General features: G+C 38.3%; 14 protein-coding genes. 7 read left to right on the forward strand and 7 right to left on the reverse strand.

Going from position 1 to position 23,444, the window contains the following annotated elements; all coding sequences use genetic code 11:
* Positions 1-41 precede the first annotated feature (41 nt).
* From M23134_RS30150 to M23134_RS30180, 6 genes are all read right to left on the reverse strand, one after another.
* Positions 42-1,079: a hypothetical protein gene (locus M23134_RS30150; RefSeq protein ID WP_157558721.1), complete on the reverse strand. Its 1,038-nt coding sequence runs from the start codon at positions 1,077-1,079 to the stop codon at positions 42-44.
* Between the two features lie 314 nt (positions 1,080-1,393).
* Positions 1,394-2,140: a YebC/PmpR family DNA-binding transcriptional regulator gene (locus M23134_RS30155; RefSeq protein ID WP_002702983.1), complete on the reverse strand. Its 747-nt coding sequence runs from the start codon at positions 2,138-2,140 to the stop codon at positions 1,394-1,396.
* 201 nt (positions 2,141-2,341) lie between these two features.
* The gene (locus M23134_RS30160; protein WP_045114641.1) at positions 2,342-3,775 is read right to left on the reverse strand and encodes an STN and carboxypeptidase regulatory-like domain-containing protein; all 1,434 of its coding nucleotides are present in this window, start codon (positions 3,773-3,775) and stop codon (positions 2,342-2,344) included.
* Positions 3,776-3,800: 25 nt separating this feature from the next.
* Positions 3,801-5,279, reverse strand: coding sequence for a FecR family protein (locus M23134_RS30165; protein ID WP_002702987.1), 1,479 nt, complete (start codon positions 5,277-5,279; stop codon positions 3,801-3,803).
* 87 nt (positions 5,280-5,366) lie between these two features.
* Entirely contained in the window at positions 5,367-5,981 is a 615-nt protein-coding gene (locus M23134_RS30170; protein ID WP_002702994.1) for an RNA polymerase sigma factor, read from the reverse strand.
* A 468-nt stretch (positions 5,982-6,449) separates the two neighbouring features.
* Entirely contained in the window at positions 6,450-7,208 is a 759-nt protein-coding gene (locus M23134_RS30180; RefSeq protein ID WP_002702997.1) for a phenylalanine 4-monooxygenase, read from the reverse strand.
* Between the two features lie 331 nt (positions 7,209-7,539).
* Here M23134_RS30180 and M23134_RS30185 point away from each other — a divergent pair, with 331 nt between their 5' ends.
* From M23134_RS30185 to M23134_RS30205, 5 genes are all read left to right on the forward strand, one after another.
* Positions 7,540-8,301 carry a TatD family hydrolase gene (locus tag M23134_RS30185; protein ID WP_002702999.1) on the forward strand — a complete coding sequence of 254 codons (762 nt, stop codon included), beginning with the start codon at positions 7,540-7,542 and terminating at the stop codon, positions 8,299-8,301.
* A 716-nt stretch (positions 8,302-9,017) separates the two neighbouring features.
* A complete protein-coding gene (locus M23134_RS30190) occupies positions 9,018-11,264 on the forward strand; it encodes a tetratricopeptide repeat protein (RefSeq protein ID WP_002703000.1) in 2,247 nt (748 codons plus the stop codon).
* Between the two features lie 113 nt (positions 11,265-11,377).
* Positions 11,378-12,775, forward strand: coding sequence for a C1 family peptidase (locus M23134_RS30195; protein WP_157558722.1), 1,398 nt, complete (start codon positions 11,378-11,380; stop codon positions 12,773-12,775).
* Between the two features lie 637 nt (positions 12,776-13,412).
* Positions 13,413-16,490, forward strand: coding sequence for a SusC/RagA family TonB-linked outer membrane protein (locus M23134_RS30200; RefSeq protein ID WP_002703006.1), 3,078 nt, complete (start codon positions 13,413-13,415; stop codon positions 16,488-16,490).
* Positions 16,491-16,563: 73 nt separating this feature from the next.
* Complete coding sequence (locus tag M23134_RS30205; protein ID WP_002703007.1) at positions 16,564-18,147, forward strand: RagB/SusD family nutrient uptake outer membrane protein; 1,584 nt, start codon at positions 16,564-16,566, stop codon at positions 18,145-18,147.
* A gap of 122 nt (positions 18,148-18,269) precedes the next feature.
* Here the strand turns inward: M23134_RS30205 and M23134_RS30210 are convergent, their stop codons facing one another.
* On the reverse strand, positions 18,270-19,142 hold the full coding sequence (locus tag M23134_RS30210) for an AraC family transcriptional regulator (protein WP_002703011.1): 873 nt from the start codon (positions 19,140-19,142) through the stop codon (positions 18,270-18,272).
* Positions 19,143-19,473: 331 nt separating this feature from the next.
* On the opposite strand from M23134_RS30210, the gene M23134_RS30215 reads away from it, so the two are divergent.
* Together M23134_RS30215 and M23134_RS30220 are read left to right on the forward strand one after the other, a co-directional pair.
* Complete coding sequence (locus M23134_RS30215) at positions 19,474-21,447, forward strand: beta-L-arabinofuranosidase domain-containing protein (protein ID WP_002703015.1); 1,974 nt, start codon at positions 19,474-19,476, stop codon at positions 21,445-21,447.
* A 70-nt stretch (positions 21,448-21,517) separates the two neighbouring features.
* Positions 21,518-23,389 (forward strand): glycoside hydrolase family 13 protein, encoded by a 1,872-nt coding sequence (locus tag M23134_RS30220; RefSeq protein ID WP_002703017.1) that lies wholly within the window; start codon positions 21,518-21,520, stop codon positions 23,387-23,389.
* The last annotated feature ends 55 nt before the right edge of the window (positions 23,390-23,444 follow it).

Here is a 23,444-nt window from a genome sequence, read left to right on the forward strand (position 1 = left end):
ACACCTACTCATTAGATATTTAATTCTGCCTCAGACTTACTTTATTTTACTTTTACTTTAAACTGTAAATCGCCTATGAGTTTGTACAGTATTTTTGCATCACTGGTAAGTTTTCTATTGGCAATAGTAGGATTAAACACTGCCTTTACCTGTATTTTCTTGGCTGCTTGTAAGTTATTTATAATCGTCTGACCGCCTATTCGTCGCACCACGCTTTGGTTAGCGCTTAGCTCAAGTCCACCCGGAAACACAGTACCCAATATTCCACCCGAAGCATCCAAAAAGTTAATATTCAGGTTAAAGTCAATTGCTACTTGGTTTTTCAGGTCAACCACCAGGTCGCCCGATACATCTTCGGTGTTTTGTTGATCTAAGCCAGCATCAAAGTCAAATTGAGTATCAAAAGTACTGCTTTTGCCCGCTATAAACTGAATATAATCTACAGTAGGAGGGTCAAACTGAAGTTTCATAGACACCTGTGAGTTGTCGGTAATAGTGACAGGATCGTTGGTGGCCAGCGTTTTAAAATTATTTAAAGATACTACAAACGTGTTTTTTAATACCCCAGAGCTTTGGCTGATAGTAAATGTTTGAGAGGTGCCTGGAGCTATATCTTGCCCTATGGTGGTTTCGGCAAAAGCAGTAGATGCTCCTGCGCTGGTAAGCGTAATTACTGCGCCCGATGCCATTGTTACAGGCATACGGTTGGTGATGGTAAGGCTGATTTTGACATTGGAAAGCCCCACTTCATCAATTTCATCATTGTCAGATATTTTGGTAGGTTCTAAAGGAAAGTTGAGTGGACCAATGGCTGGCAAGGAGTTGACAGTGCCACGTTGGTTGCCAAACACATTGGTAGCAGTAATCAAAAAATCGTCAGAAATATTTTTTACATCAGGTTGTTGAAACAAACCCAGTTCGCCATTTACCAGTGGACTTACTACTTTGGGTTGCCAGTCAAAATCTACCTCATTGTTGCAAGAGGCAAGTACAAACAGCAAACCAAGCATTAGCCAGGAGATACTACGTTTTGATAAAGGCGGTTTCTGATGAAATAAAAGGCATTGTTGATGACTCATAAGGCTATTATTTGACTAAGTATAAATCTATGAATATTTTATTAAAAAACCAGTCATGTTATTCAAAGTTCCCCCATCAAAAATTACAGAAAATTGAAATCGCTCCACACAAAAACAAAAGCCCCGCAAAAAGCAAGGGCTGTGTAATGTATTGTATGTAAACAAGTTATACTGTAAACGGAATGAAAAGCAGAATGTTTACGTCGCCTCGTGTGTTTGTATCTTACTACAGAGCAGGTAACCATCAAATCATTCCAATAAAATATTTTTGGCTCACTGCACCGTCCACAGTATAAATTATATTTTTAATGTACTTAACTCAGCAACTCCATTTGCTCCTCACTAATTTCTATATTGTGATACACTTTTTGTACATCATCGTCGTCTTCCAGTTTATCTATCACTTTCATTGACTGCTGAAGGTCTTCATCGCTTAGATTTACCGAAGTAGTAGGAATGCGCTCCAGTCCAGCATTTTCAGCCTCAATAGTCATTTCATCCAGTTTTTTCTGAACATTCCCGAAGTCTTCCATAGCACAAGTAACTACAATATAATCGTCGCTGAACTCAACCTCTTCAGCGCCTCCGTCAGCCAGTTCAAGTTCGAATTCATCAGCGTCTATTCCTTCTGGGCGTATAATTTGAAAAACTCCCTTTCGGTCAAATAAAAACTCTACAGAACCATTGGTAGCAAGGTTTCCTCCATACTTATTAAATATACTTCTTACACTGGCAACTGTTCGGTTCAGGTTGTCAGTAGTACATTCTACAAATACTGCGATGCCGTTGGGGGCATAACCTTCGTAAGTAGTTTCAGTATAGTCGGTACCATCAGCACCAGTAGCCTTTTTAATAGCACGCTCTATATTGTCTTTGGGCATATTTACCCCCTTAGCATTCTGAATTGCCAATCGTAGGCGAGGGTTGGTCTCAGGGTCAGGGCTACCTATTTTTGCGGCTACTGTAATTTCTTTTATTAACTTGGTAAATATTTTTCCTCGTTTTGCATCTTGTGCACCCTTGCGGTGCTTAATGTTCGCCCATTTACTATGTCCAGCCATAATTGCTTATATTTTTAGTTTAAATTTTGAGAATATCTCTGGTGATTTACTAAGAAAAGTGATTGGACAACACCTTTACTGTTTACACCAAAAAATGAACGGGTAACAAATTTACTAAGATTTTTTGATTAGTAACCGATTTACGATTCAAGAATTAAGAAAGGGAAACAGAGAAGACGACGAGTAATGCAGCGGTGTAGATCAGCGTTTGTTTTTCTGGGCAAGTTGAGTGTATGCTTCTGCCAGGTATTGGTATGGTAACATTTCTCCTACTCTTTCCCAAGCCCAATAGCCGTACCTGATTACCCGCTCGGCATCGTTCAAAATCCGTCCCTTACTGTTAAATTTTACAATCCCTGCACCAAGCCAAATCCACGAAAGTTGTGCCCTGGGTTTTAAATGCCCCCTTACCCAAGGATTGCTACGCTTATACCATTTAATATAATTATACTCTTCTAGTTCACCATAATAAGTAACCTTGACATAATAAGGCGACACAAACAGGTGTTCTCCCTGCTTTTTTCCTGGGCGTAACAATTCTTTATGAGGAACACTGAAATAAAAACCATTGCTTTTGTAAGGGGGGTATTTAGATACCATTACCTCAAACCCTTCTTTGGTGACTCTATTGTGTGCCATTGCCGCCAAAAAATGGTTAAACGACCCTTTATAAGCCCTTCGACGGTTTCTTTGCCAGCGTCTTTGCTGTTTTTTGTTTTTGGGCGACAAATCAGAAAACCAACATTGCCCTTTATAGTACACATCGTCGTTTCTTAAAACGAACTTACTCAGCAAGAACATAAGCTTGTAACCTAAAGCATAATTCTCAATTTCTAAAGTATCTTCACTTTTCTTTTTAAGCTTAATGCCCTGAGCCGTTTCCAGAAACTCTACTACCCAAGGGTTGAGAATTTTGCATTGTGCAGCATTGGCCGAAGTACCCAAAAAATCATCTTTAAATTTATTAAAAAGCTTCTTCCATCTTTTATCGCGATCAATAGAAATAGTGACTCCTTTCAATTCCTCAATTTTGGGAATAAGCCATATTGCGTACTCTTTTTGAGTAGAAGGGTTGATCACCTTGGTAACAGGCTCGTAGCTTACATGCGAAAAAGTCAGCGTTACCTCTTGGGTAGGGCTCAATCTAATGCTAAATCTACCTTGAGGTCCACTTGTACCTACCAAAATAGAATCACTTTTAAATATATGAGCTTTGGGAATCGTGGCACCACTGGCAGCGTCTATAATACTAATTTCTACTTTTGATGTGACAGGCTTTTGGTCAACGATGGGAGTAGAAAACGATAAATAACTGCGTGGGTTTACAGCCTGTTTTTTCAACACAAGTTGATTTCCAATCAGAGCGTATTGGATATCGAGAGGGTTAAAAAGTTGATGAAGAGTCTTTTTGAGGGGTTGTTTTCTTACACTCAGTGTAAGCTTTTTGTCAAGTGGCAAAAGGCTACTGCTATAAGAAAACCGAAGGCGATACTTTTTTTCAAGTTTTTTTAGTATCACCTGCAAGGTTTTATTTTTATAGTTGCAACTGACAATTTTGCTCAGGTTTACACTTTGCCCAAAGCTATCAGGCATCCCAAAGAGAAGCAAAAACGATATTGCCAGCCATTTTATCATAAAAACTTAACTGTATGTTAGTGACCTAATTACAGCCTTTGCCTTTGATAATATACTTATTGCTTGATTTTGTGTAAGAAGCATTAAAGGTGAACTTAATAATCTCCAGTGCTTCCTCCAATGCAACATTATCAAATGTTCCAGTAAATCTGCAGTTTAACATTTTTGAATTAGTCAGCTCTATTTTTACTTGATAGAAACGTTCTAACTCAGGGATAATATTTTGTAAAGTATGGTTCTCAAACGCAAGACGGCGAGTTTTCCAGGCTAAAAAATTTTGATTACTACTTTTCTCTTTTTTGATAAGCTTTACCTGTTTTTTGCAAACAGCCTTGTCACCTGGAGCAAGTAGAACTCTCTTTTGAGGTACTTTTTCAAGCGAGACAGCTACTTTTCCTGTAATTACTGTTACTTCAACATCACTGTTTTTGTTGCTTGTTTTTATATTAAATGACGTACCCAATACCTCTGTTTTGGTGCCATTGCTAAAAATAGAAAAGGGTTTACCACCTTGCTTGGTAACCTCAAAAAAAGCTTCTCCTTTCAGTTTTACAATTCTGGGGTCAAACTTTTTGTCGTACGATAGCTCACTATTTTTATTAAGAGAAACGGTACTGCCATCGGGTAGTGTAATGGTTTGAGTAGTGTTGGCTGTAGCTACCACAGTAATAGACGATGACTGAAAGAACAACCAATAACCAGCCACTAACAACAATGCTACCGTAGCTGCTATGCCTACCAAAGTGAATTTTTGACTTGATTTTTTGTTCAGCGATTTGACCGGAGCATCACTTTTTTTGTCTGTATCAACAATCAACTGGTTAAACCTTGCCAAGCCTTGAGCAGTGTCAGGTTGGTAACTTTCCTGGTAGTAAGTTGTATTTTCCCACACCTTTACCAGGTCTTCGTATAGTTGTTTGTTTTCGTTGTTTTTGGTCAACCAAACATCTAATTGATCCGCTTCTTCAGAAGATATATTCCTGCTAAGATTTTTGGTAATCAGGTCGGTCAATAGTTCATCATGAGCAGTGGGTGAGTGGTCAACCAATTGCTCATCATTGGCAAGTGCATCCTTAAAACGGGCAAGTCCAGCTTTGGCATTGGGTTCATAACTTGCCTGATATTGTTGGGTCAAAGTCCACACATTTTCTACTGCTTGACGCAAATCAGCATTTTCTTGTTTTTGGTTCACCCATTCTTCCAAAGAGCTTGCCTCTTCTGTAGAAGCATTACCTTGCATAACTTTTACAATGAGTGTTGTATAGTGATGGTTAATAGGTGAAGCATGGATGGTTTGCTGAAACCTGTCAAATCCATTTTGTACTATTGGTTCATAGCTTTCTTGATAATGTTGGGTAAGCTTCCATATTTGTTGTATATCTTCTTGTATTTTTTGATTGTCAGAACTTTTTTGAAGCCAGTGATCTAATAAACTTGCTTCTTCACGAGAAAGCTTATTATGGCGTTTTTTTATGATTAATTCCAGGTATTTTTCAAATTCCATTACTTGAGTATTTTATAATAGTAAGGATATAAAAAGTACAATCTACCCCTATCATTTTTCATCGTTTTTTAGGGCATCTTTTATCTGTTATAAAAAATATTCCCAAATAGCATAAGGAGTCAAAAAAAGCAATATGTTTTTGATATATGCAGCAAGTTTTTTGCGTAAATGCTTCAACGCTTTACTCATCTGGTTTTCTACTGTTTTGGGCGATATTCCCATCTGTTGGGCTATTTCTTTGTAGCTTAGCTCTTCATACCTGCTCAATATAAACACTTCACGACACTTAGGTGGGAGCTCATTGATGGCCTCGTTTACCTGAAGCTCTAGTTCCTTAAACTCCATTTTTTCAGTGGCTACTTCCTTAAACGCATGCTTACTTATTTGTTGTGGCGAAGCATCATCAATACTCGATGTATTATACTTTTTTCTTAGATGACTCAAAGCTGCATTAATTGCCATTTTATGTAAATATGCCTTAAGCGAAATCTGTATATTCAAATCCCCTCTTTTTTGCCATATCTTCAAAAATACATCCTGAACTATATCTTCTGTTATGGTCGTATTATGAACAATGCGATTCACTGTTTTACAGAGCGAAACATAAAAAGTATCAAACAAGATTTGTATAACTTTTTCATTACCTTCCTTCAGCCAAGTTAATAATTCTGCATCACTAGGTTTTAATTTTGTTTTTTGCATAAAGTTAAATTCAATAATTCCCCATTGACACGTTTAGTTAAAACTACAAAACTCACCTGCTCTAACAAACACCCTATCCAATAGATGCGTTTCTTCAAAAAGTGGCCACCTCTAAGAGACTACTATAGCTCTAGTTCTGGCAGCATCGTTTACCAACCAGGTATTTTGTTTACATTAGAACATTTTCCGTTTTACTTAGGGTGTATAGCCTATTTGGTTTTTAATAATAGCTTAAGCGAAGAATTGGTAACCATATTTGCCTCAAAACCATCCTTATTTCTATATAACAAAGCTACTGCTTCAAAAAAGGGTAATTTTGAATACAAAAATCCAATAAAATTAGCACAAAAAATCCATTCTTGAAATTTTTCTGTTCTAAATAAGGTCGCCATACATTCAAACAAGTACAAAAAAGCCACAAAGCAATGGGGTTGCTTTGTGGCTAACAATTATTGTTTATATCAAAAACTACTTATACTGAGGCTGTATAGCAGGCTTTACAATAATGCCTTTGTCATCTATTTCTTTTGCTTTGGCTTCTATCTCAGGAATAGAGTTGTATAATTGCTCGTACGAATCAATAATAAAGTACTCCTCTTGATATTTGTGTTTGATGTAGTCAGTATCCATCACTTTTTGCACATCATAATCAAAACGATTAGGCTTGTCGCTAAACAACGAATATTCGCACTCACCACTTGATGATAAAATACCTGCACCGTAAATGCGTAAGCCTTTTGCTTCCCTGATCAAACCAAATTCTACTGTAAACCAATAGACACGTGCGATGGCTTCTACCACATTTTTGTTTTCAATATGATCAGATGCTATGCGACACAACTCTTCCAAAAATTTACAGAAAGCTTTATTGGTAAGCAAAGGCACATGCCCAAACACATCATGAAACATATCTGGTTCTTCCAGGTAGTCCAGTTCTTTCATTTTGCGGAGCCAGGTTGATGCACAAAAATTACGATTTCGCATCAATTCAAAAAACTCTTTGTCAGCAATCAAACCTGGCACAGAGTAGACTTTCCAGTTTGTCTCAACAGTTAATATTTTGTTTATCTCATCAAATTTAGGAATCTTTTCATCAAACTGAATGATTTTGAGTCCCTCCAAATAATCTTTTGACGCCATTTCAGGCAATATTTTCATTTGACGATTGTAGAGTAACTCCCAAACCTTAAAGTCTTCCTCTGTGTAATTTGAATATATTTGCTCCATGTTATATTGTTATTTGTAAATAAAAAAAGCCTCGTTCTTTAGGGAACCAGGCTTAATAATCTATAAATTAATTATTTTTTTCTAAAACACGTAAGAAACTGCCTCATTCCTCTAAAGAAAAAAGAGTAATGATAGTATTTATTTGAGTGATAATATGTTGTAGTTTTGCATTTCATTAGTAGGACAAAAATAAGAGAAAATTCTGTAAAATGCCAGATTAATTAGATAATTCAAATAATCAATAGTGATATAATAGTTTTTTTTGCGTTTTGCAAACTATTATTTTGTCAAACATTTAAAATATACGATTAAAACCAAATTAAATTCTTATATGTTTATCGACACCCACGCCCATATTTATGCCCAACAGTTTGAAAAAGACCAAGAAGAAGCCCTCCAACGCGCATTTGAGCAAGGCGTAAACAAAATATATTTACCTAATATTGATCATACCTCTATAGATGGTATGCTTGAAGTAGAAGCCAAATATCCTGATAATTGCTTTGCTATGATGGGGCTGCACCCTTGTTCAGTAAAACAGGACTTTGAAAAAGAACTATACTTGGTAGAAGATTGGCTTAACAAGCGACCTTTTGCTGCTGTAGGCGAAATAGGGACAGATTTGTATTGGGATAAAAATTTTTATGAACAACAGGCAGAAGCCTTTGAAATACAAGTAGGGTGGGCTAAAAAACACCAACGACCTATTGTTATTCATTGTCGAGAGTCTTTTCAGGAAACAATTGACCTGCTTAAACCGTTAATGGATGATAAACTGACTGGAGTATTTCATTGTTTTACTGGAAGCGTAGCTGATGCCCAACAAGTAATAGAGCTTGGGTTTTATTTGGGAATAGGCGGTGTGGCAACTTTCAAAAACGGAGGGTTAGACAAGGTTTTACCTGAGGTTTTGTTAGAGCACCTGGTACTTGAAACAGACTGCCCTTATTTGGCTCCTGTACCTCATCGAGGCAAACGTAATGAGTCGGCTTATGTACCACTAGTCGCTCAAAAACTCGCTGAGATAAAAGGGGTAACAGTAGAAGAAGTAGCCCAAAATACGACCAAAAATGCTGAAAAACTCTTTGCATAATGTCTGTAAAAGCATGAAATAAGTACAATTCAGTGATTGGATTGTATCATATAAACTTACATTATTCAGAGATTTGGTGTTAATGTCCCAGATACAGACCTTAAAAAAATGCTTGTATATAGCATCAATGATCTATTTGGCATAAGTAATGCTCCTGAGTATGTAAGTAACAGATAAATCTAAAAAAAATACAGATGATCAGACTGTTATCAAGAAGCAGATTCCAAATGAGTGTTTTATTTGATTGTGAGTGAGCAATATAAAGGAATGGTGTCACAACTTGAATGTTGTTGATATAACTATTTTGTTAATAAATAGAACTTTATACGTTTATATTTTTGAAAAGGTTCTCATATTTTGGCATAGATATTACTTAAGAGTATTATAGAGATAAAAATACGGACGTTTTTTAGTAAATGTCTCAAATTCTTACACTTTATCAAACAAATAAAAAATGAGAATTTGCACAATTAAACAAAATAATCTAATTTGTGGACACGTTTGAAAGATAGTATTGTGAATATGTTGTCCTATTTACATTAAAATAATTACAACTAAGATGTGTAAACAAAAAATGACTCTGAATTAACCCAACACACATCTTCCTACTTGAAACAATACACTTTGATAAACAGTACATCACAACTAACCAGTGTTTATTTAAATATTTTTAAACAAGTTAAACTCTATCCAAAGTTTCAAATCTCTTTTGAACTATGCTGAAGGATAAAAAACTAACCGCATTTTTTGCATGTTTTTTCACACTGAGTTATATAGGTTCGCAAGTATTGTTCGCTCAAAGTGCCAATACCTACCTATCTCAGGGGAAAGCAAAAAGTGAAGCAGGTGCTTACGCACAGGCCATACAAGATTTTACGAAGGCTATCAATTTGAATAGCCACTCAGACGATGCTTATCATTATCGTGGGGAAGCATATTTTCGTGTACGAAGATATGTAAAAGCTCTTGCCGATTTCAATAAGGCAATAGAGATAGACCCTCGTCAATCATCTGCTAGTTACCACCTTAGAGGACTGGTAAAGTATAACCTTAAACTTTATAAACAAGCGATTGCTGATTATAATCAAGCAATTAAAATTGCTTATAGCGACGAAACCTACTTTGTAGATCGAGCCAAGGCATTTTTAGAGTTAAAACGTTATAAAAAAGCATTGAGAGACTGTAATGCAGCACTTAAAATATCAAAAACCTATGCTTATGCATTGAGTGTAAGAGGGTTGGTAAAAGCTGCGCAAGGCAATCGTCAGGCTGCATCTGAAGATTTAAAAGCTGCCATTCAAAATGCTAAAAACGATCCCAAAGAGTATATGTATCGCAACTACTTGGGAGACTTTTACCGCAATACCCGCCAAACTACAAGGGCAATAGAAGAATACAGTGCTGCTATTCATTTAAATCCACGAAATACCCACGGACTTTATAACCGATCTCTTTTGAGACTGACTTTAGGAAACTACGACAAAGCATTGGAAGATGCTCATCGTACCATTCTAAACAATAGAAGGTTTGTGAAAGCGTATGCAGTACGCGGAATCGCCAAGCGTTATTCAGGGGTAAACCAAGAGGCACAAATGACAGCAGATCTCCAAAAGTATTTGCGTTCGGCAAGGAAAGCAACTGACTATCATTATATCTCCTGGTTGTTGTTTGAGCATTCTCATAAAAACAAAGAAATGCTGACTGAAGCTAAAAAATGGGCTTTGAAAGCGGTAAAGCTAGAAAATAACTTTACTAACAACTTTTTGTGTGCCAATATTTTGTTTGATATGGGAGAAACTCCTCAGGCGTTAAAATATGCCAATACGGCAATGACTTTTACAAAAAGTGAAGGGTTATCAAAAGCTAAAACATTGGCCATGCGAATAGGACGTAACCTGAACGATATTCAGCCGCCTGTCATTCGTATTAGCACGCCTTTGGCAGCTAATAATAACACACGCGGAGTCATTGTAGTGGCAGAAGATAAAAAAATTACGATTGCTGGGCAAGTAACAGATGAAAGCGGAGTAGCCAGTGTATTAATTAATGGCAATCCAGCAAGACTAGATCATTCAGGAAATTTTGATGGAGTGACAGTTCTTGAAAAAGCAGAAAACCTGGTAAAAGTAAGAGCTACCGACAAACGAGGCAACTCATCTACCCAAGAGTTTGTAGTAAAGAGAAAAGTGAAAGCTGCGACTCCTATCTCTAAGAAAAAAGGAAAAGAAAATTTGATTTTAGGTACCCACCGAGCTTTGTTAGTGGCTACCAACGAGTATACTCATTGGGATAACTTAATGAATCCCGTATACGATGCAAAAGCCATCGCCAAAGATTTGAAAGAAATCTATGGATTTGAAATAGACCTTTTGTTAAACCCAACCAAGGATGAAATAGTACTTAAGCTAAGAAGTTACGCTAAAAAACAATATGAAAACAACGATGAATTGTTTATTTTCTTTGCAGGACATGGACAGTTCGACGAAGTTTTTAAAGAAGGTTATCTTGTGACTAAAGACTCTAAATTAAACGATGAGTCTAAGAGTAGTTACATTTCTCACTCTAACCTTAGAACCTACATCAATAATATTAATTGTAAGCATGTATTTTTGATGATGGATGTTTGTTTTGGAGGAACTTTTGACCCCTTGATTGCTTCAAGAGGAATGAAAGAGCATGAGCTTACCAAAAGCAGAGCCGAATACGTGAACCGTAAACTACGTTACAAAACACGTCGTTACCTGACTTCTGGTGGTAAAGAGTATGTACCAGATGGTCGTGCGGGTAATCACTCACCTTTTGCCCGTAGATTTTTAACAGCTTTACGTAGTGAAGGAGGAGAAAATGGAATTTTGAGTATTGCTGAGATTTTGAAATTTGTTCAGACGGTAACTCCAAACCCTCGTTCTGGTGAGTTTGGAAGCAATGAACCAGGAAGTGAGTTCTTGTTTGTTGTTCGTTAAATCGTAAAGATTTTAATATAAACTTTATTTAAAAAAGGAATCAACTAACGTTGAAGTTGGTGGTTCCTTTTTTAGTTGGTACCAAATTCATTAGAAATAATAAAGACTCAAAAATGACTAAAAAAAATCCCTATCTTAATCATTTTATAGCATTGGTGTTAGTGTTGGGTGTATTTAGTCCATCCTATGCCCAAAAATATCGAACAGGCTGTGTGTTAGACAAAGATAAATACGCAACTGTACCTCTAGCGGCACCTTTGATGCGAGGTGACTATCGAAACTTACCCGCAAAAGTTTCTCTGCGAAAATACGCCCCTATTCCAAAAAATCAAGGAGCTTATGGAACCTGTGTGGGTTGGTCTGCGGCTTATGCCGCACGTACTGTCTTGTATGCCCGTCAGAAAAACATCACTGATCCTATTTCGGTTACCCAAAACGCCTTCTCTCCCTTCTTTTTATATGAAAGAGCTAAACCTTCTTCAGATATTAACTGTCAGGAAGGCACAAGTCTGGTTACTGGGCTAGATGTTATCAAGCGAGATGGTGTAGTAAAATACCAGGACTTTAGCGACAGATGTGGCAAGTTGGTTACTTCTAAGCTAAGACAGGACGCGAAGGCTTTTAAAGTACAAGATTATCGTAAACTATTTAAAACAGAGAATGATACGCGTAAAGTACAGTTGGTAAAGAAAAGCCTGGCGGAGAAAAAACCTGTCATTATAGGGATGCAATGTTGTACAGAGTCTTTCTTGAACTCTCGCGGCAAAGATGTATGGATTAAAAACCCAAAAGAAGACCTCAACCCTGATGGCGGGCATGCATTGACTGTAGTAGGGTATGATGACAAGAAGTATGGGGGTGCGTTTGAATTAATGAATAGTTGGGGCACTTTATGGGGAGATAACGGTTTTATTTGGGTAAAATACAGCGATTTTCAGCGTTACTGCTTCGAAGCCTACGAAATGATTGTTTTACAGCCTCGTCAAATTACTCTTTCGGGCAAAGTAAAGTTTACTTTATCGGCTGGTTTTGATATGCAGGCAGAGTTTAAAGATGGGTATTACCAGGTAAATAAGCCTTATTACTCTGGAACTTTATTCAGAATGTATATTGCTAATAATGAACCTGCCTATGTATACGCATTTTCGTCTGACCTCTCTCGTAAAACATATAAAATATTTCCTCATAGTCAGGGTATGAGCCCATACCTGGGGTATAGTAACAATAATGTTGCAATTCCTGATGAAGACTTGTTTATCAAAATGGATAACACCCAAGGAATGGATTATTTTTGTGTATTGTATTCTGCAGAAAAGTTAGACATCGCCAAAATAATGAAACAAGTAGAGATGGAAGCAGGGGATTTTCAGACAAGGGTAAAAAAAGTATTGTCAAGTAAATTGATTCCTGGCAATGAAATTAATTATTCAAGCAATGGAGGCATTAGCTTTCAAGGCATAAGCAAAAAAGGAAAAGTTGTACCTATTATTGTTGCCATTAGGCACTTGTAGTAATAGGGTAAAAATATATATATCAAAGGCTCTCAGGACAATACCGTCCTGAGAGCCTTTTTTTATGCTTTGTCGAAAGCAAACTGAGGAACATTTGTATACAGAAAATATTGGCAAAGTACTAAATATGCAAAAAGCTCAACAGATGAGATTTTTATAATATTACCCTCTTTTATTGGCAAGGTACTAAAGGGCAAAGCTACCCTGCATTAGGGATGCTTCTCATAAATATAACATAATTGAATAAACCAGCCAGGGCTGTATTGTATAGTTTCAATATGAGATAAGTTTTTGACAAAAAAGAGGTAGAATTATGGGAAAAAGCCAATTATTTTTGGAATGAGTTATATTTTAAGGCTAGTACTCAATTTTTTCCTTAGGTTGAAAATAGAAACAAACAAATAATACCAGCATAGATTTTATTCTATAAGTACTATTTCGGGTGTTTAGGCTAGTTGGTCAAAAAAAATCAAGTTCATTGATAGTACAATGTTGTTCACTCAGTGAAAGCACTAAAGTGTAAACTATCAAAAGGATTGTTTTTACTCAAATTAAAGTTGCCATTGTATTAGTAAGATAAAATGGTAATGCTGTGTTATACCAAACTGATTTCACTGAAAAATTAACTTTAAAACGTATGAATAAAGTTTACAACCATTTATTGGCAGTAGCTGACCAGCCTAAAAGCCTGGGGGAAATTGCTGGTATATTGACTAAAAAATACCAAAAACTGCTAGGTTTGGTTTTAGTATTTTGCTTATTAAATATACAGGCTTATGCCCAAACTAAGGTGTCGGGCAAGGTACTGGATGCTAAAGGTGAGGGCTTGCCTGGGGCTACCATCATAGAAAAAGGAACTACCAATGGAACTTCGAGTTTGTCAGATGGCTCTTTTTCTATCAACGTAAAACCTGATGCTACATTGATTTTTAGCTTTGTAGGATATGCCACACAAGAGATAGTAGTAGGCGCACAAACTGTGATAAATGTAACCCTGACTGATGATGCAGCATTGCAGGAGGTAGTGGTAGTGGGGTATGGCACCCAAAAGAAATCAGATGTTACTGGTGTAGTGACTAAGATTGATTCAAAAAATTTTAATAAAGGACCTATAGTATCTCCCGATCAGTTGATTAATGGTAAAATTGCTGGAGTACAGGTACAATCAAATTCTGGAGAACCTGGCGGTCAAACCAGAATTCGCATAAGAGGTGGTACATCGATCAATGCAAGTAATGAACCCTTGTATGTGATTGATGGGGTGCCCATAGACAACACAGCAGTAAACCCTGGGGGTTTTCAGGATGGGCGTAACCCATTAAATTTTTTGAACCCTGATGATATTGAGAGCTTTACCGTATTGAAGGATGCTTCGGCAACAGCTATTTATGGTTCACGGGGAAACAATGGAGTAATTATTATTACCACTAAAAAAGGAAGAAGTGGCAAAGGAAAATTAAACTACAGTAACTGGTTTTCGGTGGGTTCTATTGCCAATAAAATAGACGTGTTCAACGCGGCAGAGTTTAGAACTGTTGTACAGGACAAAGCTTCGGGTAGGGTAAACGAGCTAGGCAACACCAGTACCAATTGGCAAGATCAGCTGTACCAAACAGCCATCGGGCAAAATCACAGCCTGAGTTATGCAGGTGGTATAAAAGGGCTAAATTACCGAACATCACTAGGCTACCTAAAGCAAGACGGAACCTTGAAAGGAACAAGTGCTGAACGTATCAGTTTTGCGCTGGGCTTAAATGCTAAGTTGTTCAAGCAGCTAAACGTAGATGCAAACATTAAGCTTGCCCAAAATAAAGATACTTTTTCGCCTAATAGCATTATAGGAGGAGCCTTAAGAATGGATCCTACTCAAGCTATTTTTGATGCCAATGATACCCAATATGGTGGATACTTTGAGTATGCCAATGACTTGGCAACCAAAAACCCTGTGGCAGAGCTTGCCTTAACTGATGACCAAGGTAAAAACCTGAGAACGTTAGGAAATATTAAATTTGATTATCAAATGCCTTTTCTGAAAGGTTTAAGTGCTAATCTAAACTTAGGGTATGACCACCTCAAAGGCGATAGACAACGCACTTTACCCACCAATCTGCGCTCTCAGTCGGGTACTTTGGGGGAGCACAGAACTGCCGATTATACCAAAACCAATTCTTTGCTGGAGTTTTACCTGAAGTACACCAAAGACTTCAAGGAAATCAATAGTAGGTTAGATATAACTGGGGGCTACTCTTACCAAGATTTTAGAGAAGAGTATATAGACTCGGTATTTACTGACCTGACCGGAGCTACTCCTAAGAATAAGCAGGGATTCAAAAATATTCAGAAGAATCGCTTGATTTCTTTTTATGGAAGGGTAAATTTCTCTTATGCCGATAAGTTATTGCTAACGGCTACCCTACGCCGCGATGGTTCTTCAAGGTTTGGGTTAAATAACCGTTGGGGAAGTTTTCCGTCAGTTGCTGCGGCTTATCGCCTGAGTGAAGAGGCATTCTTAAAAAACTCTAAAGTAATTTCCGACCTTAAGATAAGAGCAGGCTATGGTATCACAGGAAACCAAGATATTGCTGGGCAAAACTTTGCTTATTTGCCTACTTATACCTTGGGTGATAGCACAGCGGCTTATCAATTTGGCAATACTTTCGTAAATACGATTCGCCCCAATGCGTATGACCAAAACCTAAAATGGGAAGAGGTAAAATCTTTTAATATAGGACTTGATTTTGGATTATTTGCCGGAAGGCTTTCTGGTTCTGTGGAGTATTATAAAAAAACCACCAAAGATTTATTGTTTACAGTGCCTGTAGCAGCTGGGGCTAATTTGTCTGATCGGGTATTGACCAATGTAGGTGAGTTGGAAAATAGCGGGGTAGAGTTTGCTTTGGATGCCGTGGCAATCAATAGCAAGGCCTTTCAGTGGAATGTAGGCTTTAACATTGCCTGGAACCGAAACACTTTGCTAAGGTTTTCTAAAATAAATGACCCTGCATTTGTGGGCATTTTGACTGGTGGCATTTTGGGTGGCACAGGGAATACTGTCCAGATTTTGCAAATGAATCAGGCGGCAAACTCATTCTATTTGTTTAAGCACAAAATGGGGACAGATGGCAAACCATTGGTGGATGGGATAGACCACAACGGAGATGGAAATATAGACAATGCGGATATATATGAAGATATTAATGGACCAGATGGAAAGCCTGACGGCAGAGTTGATGAGTTGGACAAGAGAGCAGTAGAAAATCCTGCACCTAATATCTTAATGGGTTTGACCTCTAATATGCGCTTCAAAGGTTTTGACCTTAGTTTTACTTTTAGAGCCAATCTTGGCAATTATGTATACAATAATGTAAAATCTAACGGAGCTTATTACAACCGGGTAATTAACGAAATTGTACCTACTAATATGCCTCGTTCGGTTACTGAAACCAACTTTGTAGCCCCTCAATACTTTTCAGATGTGTACTTAGAAGATGCTAGTTTTCTTAGATTAGACAATATTACTCTAGGGTATACTTTTGATCAATTGTTGAAAAACAAGTTTAACCTCAGAGCGTATGTAACCGCGCAAAACCTGTTTGTGATTACTAACTACAGTGGCTTAGATCCGGAGGTTGCCAATAAAGATGCACTGGGTATTGACAATGACATTTTCCCAAGAGCCAGAACTATCATTATGGGACTGAGCTTGGGTTTCTAAGCATGTATGTCGCCGAAAAACAAGTATTGGGCGACACCTCTTTTTCAATAAAGTATTTAACAGATAAATCACAATGATTAAAAATATATTTAAAACTACTTGCTTGCTCCTGCTAATGTTAACAGGGGTAGCTTGTACAGATTTAGACTTAAAGCCAGAAACAGACATTACAGCAGCCACTGTGTTTGGCGCTGACGAAGCGGCTTATACTTCGTTTATTGCCAAGCTATATGCTGGATTGGCAGTAACCGGGCAGCAAGGACCTAACGGACAGGCAGACATCAAAGGGATAGATGAGGGCTTTTCTAGCTATTTGCGCCAATTTTGGGGAGCACAGGTATTGTCTACCGACGAAGCCGTGATTGGTTGGGGTGATGCTGGTTTACCTGACTTTCACTACCATACCTGGACTCCAGCAAACAACTTTTTGAGTGCCATGTATAACCGGGTGTTTTTTCAGGTGTCTATGACAAACGAGTTTTTGCGTGAAACCTCTGATGCAAAACTGAGCGAAAGGGGAGTAAGCGAAGCAGTAAAAGCTAAAGTTAATGAATACAGAGCCGAAGCCAGGTTTTTGAGAGCGTTGAGCTACTGGCATGGGCTGGATCTCTTTGGTAACATTCCTCTGTACGACGAAACTTTCTCTGTGGGCAATAATGCACCAACTCAGGCAAGTCGTGCCGAAATATTTGCTTTTATTGAGACTGAGTTGAAGGACATAGAGGGTAAAATGGCTGCTCCAGGGACACAACAATACGGAAGGGCTAGTCAGGCTGCTGCGTGGATGTTACTTGCTAAATTGTATCTAAACGCTGAGGTGTATGTGAATACTGCCAGATATAACGAAAGTCTTACTTATTTAAATAAAATTATAGGAGCAGGTGCTTATTCGCTTAAACCTAATTTTCAGGAAAACTTCATGGCAGATAACCATACTTCGCCTGAGTTGATTTTTACCATACCGTTTGACGGAGCCAGAACCCAAACCTGGGGAGGAATGACCTTTCTTATCAATGCGTCTTTGGGTGGAGATATGAATACTAAAGACTTTGGCATGAACGGTGGTTGGGGAGGTACACGCACCACCAGTAGTATTGTAGATCTTTTTCCTGATGTAACAGGTGCTATAGACGAAAGAGCCATATTCTTTACCGGAGGTAAAACCAAAGAAATCACCAATGTAGGAGACTATAACTCTGGCTACTCTGCGCCTAAGTTTATCAACAAGACATCTACTGGAGCCAATGGTCAGGATGGTACTCACCCTGATACTGACTTTCCTGTATTTCGTTTAGCCGATGTTTATTTGATGTATGCTGAGGCAGTATTGCGTGGTGGTGTTGGTGGAGATTTAAACACCGCACTAAGTTATGTAAATCAATTGAGAGAAAGAGCTTATAACAACACTACAGGTAACATTACTTCTGCTCAATTAACCTTGGACTTTATCTTAGACGAAAGAGCCAGAGAGTTGATGTGGGAAGGGCACCGTCGTACTGACTTGATTAGGTTCAACAAGTTTACCGAAAATGGTGTGTGGCCTTGGAAAGGAAACGTGGCTGCAGGTAAAACCACTGAAAAATTCAGGGATATATACCCAATTCCTGCAACTGAAATTATCTCTAACCCTAACTTGAAACAAAACACAGGGTATTAATAGCAATAAGGTATCAGTCAAAAGCCACAGTCGGCTAAGGTTTGTATGATACAAACTAAAAAAGGATGATCTTTTCAGGTCATCCTTTTTTAGTTTAAAAGCTTATCGCTAAAGTCTTGAACCTATACTTGTACCCTGCTTTTCTTTTTAATTTCTACCCTATAAGTCTTGGGCGAACATTCATAAATATCTTTGAAAGCCTTGTTAAAATAGGAAATACTATTATAGCCACTTTCGTAGGCAATTTCACTGATATTTTTATCTGTTTTGATAAGTAACTGAGAGGCATACCCCAGCCTGATTTCATTCAAAATTCTTGACAACGTTTTGTGGGTTCGTTTTTTCAAAAAGTGACAAAAAGCCGAAGAACTCATATTGGCAATTTCGGCAATTTTACTTAGCTTAATATCGCTTCTAAAGTTCTGATAAATAAAATTCATAACCTTTTCTATCCGCTCAAAGTCGGTAGTCATGTAATTAATATTTACTTCATCATTAATTAGTGGGGTGTAATGTTTCCAGGTGGCAAGTGTATCTAAAATTTTAAGTACTCCATTCAAACGATCAATGCCTTGTTTTTTGCCTAACGTGAGTAAGTCATTACGCAATATGTTTAATATATCTCCCTGAAAATGAATACCCTGTTGAGACAGGTGAATCATTTTTTTGATTTCATCTACCTCCGGAGTATTCCAGAAAGCATTGCCTAAAAAATCTTTTCTAAACTGTAGCACCACTGCTTTGGTGTTATGCTTTACGTCTTCATCATAACTGATCCAGGCGTGGGGTACCTTTTCGCCCAGAAATACCAAATCTCCATCAGTAAAAGTGGTAATATGGTTGCCTACATAGCGAGTTCCCGAACCTTGAATAATCCAGGTAAGTTCAAGCTCCTCATGAAAATGAAAAGGGTAAGTAAACAGTGGTTGATCAAGGTAGAGCACCCTAAATGAATAGCCGATGGGAGGGACTATTTTTTCATGCAGTGGATTCATTACTTAATTGAGTATTTAAATTGTCGTATTTGTGAAAAAAATCAATATAGTGTAATTTTTTTCAAAATGAAGGTGGCTTTCCGAGAAAAAGCCAATTATTTTTGATATAGATACAAATATAGCATTCCCTCGTAAAATGGAGCTATATCCCAACCCTTAAAAAAGTAGCATTTTGTGTATGACAAATAATAAAAGTATTGATTTCAGGCGATTGCAAAAAGTACTTACCCGAATTTTTTAATAGATAACCCCTTGGATTTTCAAACAAAACAGGAAATGTAAGACGCCATTGAACTTTGGTGAAAACTTATAAAAATACAAGATAAACTCTATGTCAGAAAACCCTTTTAAGCTCATAAATACAGTAGCACAAAAATATGAATGGTTGGCATTTGGTCATATAAAACCTAAAGGGTGGGTGCTAGAGCAAATGCAGCGAGATTTAACAGATGGATTTTTGGGCAAGTTAGATGAATTGGTGCCCGAATTGACCAAGGAAGACGATATTTATGGTCAAAATAGGCTCAGCAAAAATGTGAAAAGTAAAGACTTGGGCAACAAGTCGGAAGATAAAAAGTGGGAGGTGCAATACCTTTGGTGGAACAGCGAAACTCAGTCTAATTGGCGAGATGGTTACATCAGGGCAGCAGTGCTTACCTCTAACCAGGCAATACTTGAAAAAGTACAAAAGTATGTGGAGCATATATTGAGTTGCCAAGACCCTGACGGATACCTGGGAATATATGACCGTGAGCTACGCTATAATTTTGACAACGAAAACGGAGAACTTTGGGCGCAAGCTTGTTTGCTTAGGGGTTTGCTGGCTTATTATGAAGCTACTCAAGAGCAAAAAGTGCTCAATGCAGTTGTAAAAGCAGTGCGAGTAACTATGCAAGCATATCCACCGCATGCTTCCAACCCTTTTGGGGTAAAAGCTTCATTTGCTGGAGTAGGGCACGGGCTCATATTTACCGATGTGGTAGATCGTTTGTATCAACTTACCAAAGAAAAAGTGTACCTGGAGTATAGTTTATGGTTGTACGAAAACTATAGTCAAAACACGCTCAGTGAACAAGACATTCAATATAAGAATGCTATAAATCCAGCGTATAAGTTCAAAGGGCATGGAGTACATACTTATGAGCATATCCGTGCTTTGGTTACCGCCTATTATGCTTCAGGCAACCCATCGTTGAAGAAAGCCTTGGGTGACTATTTAACCAAGCTCGAAAAGTGTATTACTCCCAGCGGAGGGCCAGTAGGAGATGAGTGGGTAGCTGAACGGTATGGCGATGCTACCGAAACTGGATACGAGTATTGTTCCATTCATGAACTGCTTGATTCATACACGCACTTGCTGCAAAAAACAGGAGATATGCAGTGGGCAGACAAAGCCGAATGGCTGTTATTTAACGCTGCCCAAGGAGCTCGCCATCCTCAGGAAAGCTGTATTGCTTACCTCAAAACTGACAATTCTTATGCTATGGTAGGCAAGTTTCGCCCTGGCGATGTATGCCAGGAGGGGGAAGTAGAACAGGTGCGTTATAAGTACTCGCCTACTCATCAAGATGCAGCCGTTTGCTGTAACCCCAATGCAGGACGAATTTACCCTTATTATGTCAAAAGTATGTGGTTGCGTAGTCAAACTGGTTTGGTAGCGGCCTTGTACGGAGCATCAGTGCTTGATACTGAAATCAATGGAATCTCGCTCAAAATAGAGCAGAAAACAAATTACCCATTCGAGCAGCAAATCGCTTTTGAGCTAACCCTTGACCAACCCCAAACTTTTGAATTTTGTTTGCGCCAACCTGCTTGGGCTACTGGTGCCCAAATACATATAGAAGGGTCTAAAGCAACTAAACAAGATCAGTTGTGGGTAATACATAAACAATGGGAAACAGGCGATGTGGTCACTGTAAATTTTGAGGCAAAAGTAGAAGTCAGGCAAGACCAAAAGCAAGATTGTTATTTGTCTTATGGTTCACTCTTATATGCTTTGCCCATCAAGGCAGAACGAACGGTACATAAGTCGCACCCAGTGGAGGGGTTTTATGATTTGTACTATACCACCAACGAAAATATTAATTATTATTTTGATAAAACTGAGGCAGGCAAATTTGAACATCAATTGCAGCAGGTAAACACTGAAAACCCTTGGGGCGATCCCGCTTCTTTGCTTAAGGGCAAACTCTGGAACACCCAAGGACAACTGCAAGAGGTTACCTTATGGCCTTTGGGCAGTACTATCTTGCGCCGAGTTACTTTCGAACCCAAACCTTTGCCAGAAGGTAATCAGACATCATAAAAAAACATCATTTGGTTAATTGAATAGCAGGTTGTACACCTGAGATCATTACTTAATATATACATTGTCAATGAAAAAAATTACTTACTTATTCATCATCATGGGCTTGTGCCTAAGTGCCATCAAAACTCAAGCTCAGCAAGTAGTTCAACGGGTAGAACCTACCTTTTGGTGGGTGGGTATGGCAAACCCTGAGCTACAGCTGTTGATTTATGGCAAAAACCTGGCAGCAATGAATGTAAGTCTCTCTGAAAACAAAGGGGTAGAGCTGGTAAGTGCTATACGAGTACAAAGCCCTAATTATTTGGTGCTCAACCTACATATAAGCCGTCAGGCAAAAGCCCAAAGTTTTAAGATATTATTTAAGCAACAACGCAAAACTGTTTTTACTTATAACTATTCACTCAAAAAAAGGGCGACAGGCTCGGCACAACGCAAAGGCTTTGACCCGTCAGATGTGTTGTACCTGATTACACCCGATCGTTTTGCCAACGGTAACCCAAAAAACGACAACCACCCAGCTATGCGCGAAAGCGCCAACCGCAAAAATAAAGGCGGACGCCATGGAGGAGATATCAAGGGTATTGTAGATAAGCTTGATTATATCAAGGACATGGGCTTTACGGCAATATGGCTTAACCCAGTGCTGGAAAACAACATGAAGGAATACTCTTACCATGGGTACTCTACTACGGATTTTTATAAAGTAGACCCTCGCTTTGGGTCAAACGAAGAGTATCGTGAATTGTGTGCTAAAGCCAAAGCTAAAGGCATTAAGGTAGTAATGGATATGATTGTCAACCATTGTGGGTCGGAGCATTGGTGGATGAAAGATTTGCCTATGTCAGACTGGGTGAATAACCAAAAAGGATTTTTGAATAAAAAATATAAGGGCACCACTCACCGCAAAACCGTGATTCAAGACCCTTACGTAGCCCAAACCGATGTAGACGAGTTTAACAAAGGTTGGTTTGTGTCTACGATGCCCGACTTGAACCAACGCAATCCTATGATGGCAAAATACCTAATTCAAAATAGTATTTGGTGGGTAGAGTACGCGGGTTTATCAGGTATTAGAATGGATACTTATTCATACAGCGATCCGGGTTTTATGAGTGAATGGTCGTGCAAAGTAATGGCAGAATACCCCAACCTAAACATTGTAGGGGAGGAGTGGTTTTATAACCCGGCTATAGTGTCTTATTGGCAACGTGGCAAAAAAAACCGTGATGGTTACCAGGCTTGTTTGCCCAGTTTGGTCGACTTTCCTTTGCACGAAACCCTTGTAAAAGCATTGAATAAAAAAGAAGAAATGTTTTCAGGTTGGATACATGCGTACGAAATGCTTGCCAACGATTTTTTATATGCTGATCCTTTCAGTTTGGTTACTTTTCCTGATAACCACGATGTAAGCCGTTTCTTTACTCAAGTCAACGAAGATTATCACCTCTTTAAACTAGGCATTGCTTATTACCTCACAATGAGAGGTATTCCACAGATATACTATGGTACCGAGGTGCTCATGACTAGCCCCAAACACCGTGATGATGGCTTGGTTCGAGCTGATTTTCCTGGAGGTTGGCAAGGTGATAAAGTCAATGCTTTTACTCAGAAAGGCTTGACTGCCCAGCAAAAAGATGCCCAAAAGTTTTGTAAAAAACTATTGAACTGGCGCAAAAACAATCCTGTCATTCATCAAGGTAAGTTAAGACATTATGCTCCCAAGCAAGGCATATATGTATACTTCAGGCATTACCAAGGCAAAAAAGTAATGGTAGTGTTGAGCAAAAACTCGCAAGAAGTAAAACTTAACCTAAACCGTTTTACACAGTCATTGGGTACAGCCAAGCAGGGTAAAGACATTGTTTCGGACAAGCAGCTAAACCTGCAAAACACCCTTACTGTGCCCGCCAAATCTCCTATGATTATAGAAATTAATTAAACCAGTAGATAAAACAAGGTGAAAGTCTTGGTAAATAATTTGGGTAAGGAAGGGT

It is taken from the genome of Microscilla marina ATCC 23134 (assembly GCF_000169175.1).
GTDB lineage: Bacteria > Bacteroidota > Bacteroidia > Cytophagales > Microscillaceae > Microscilla > Microscilla marina.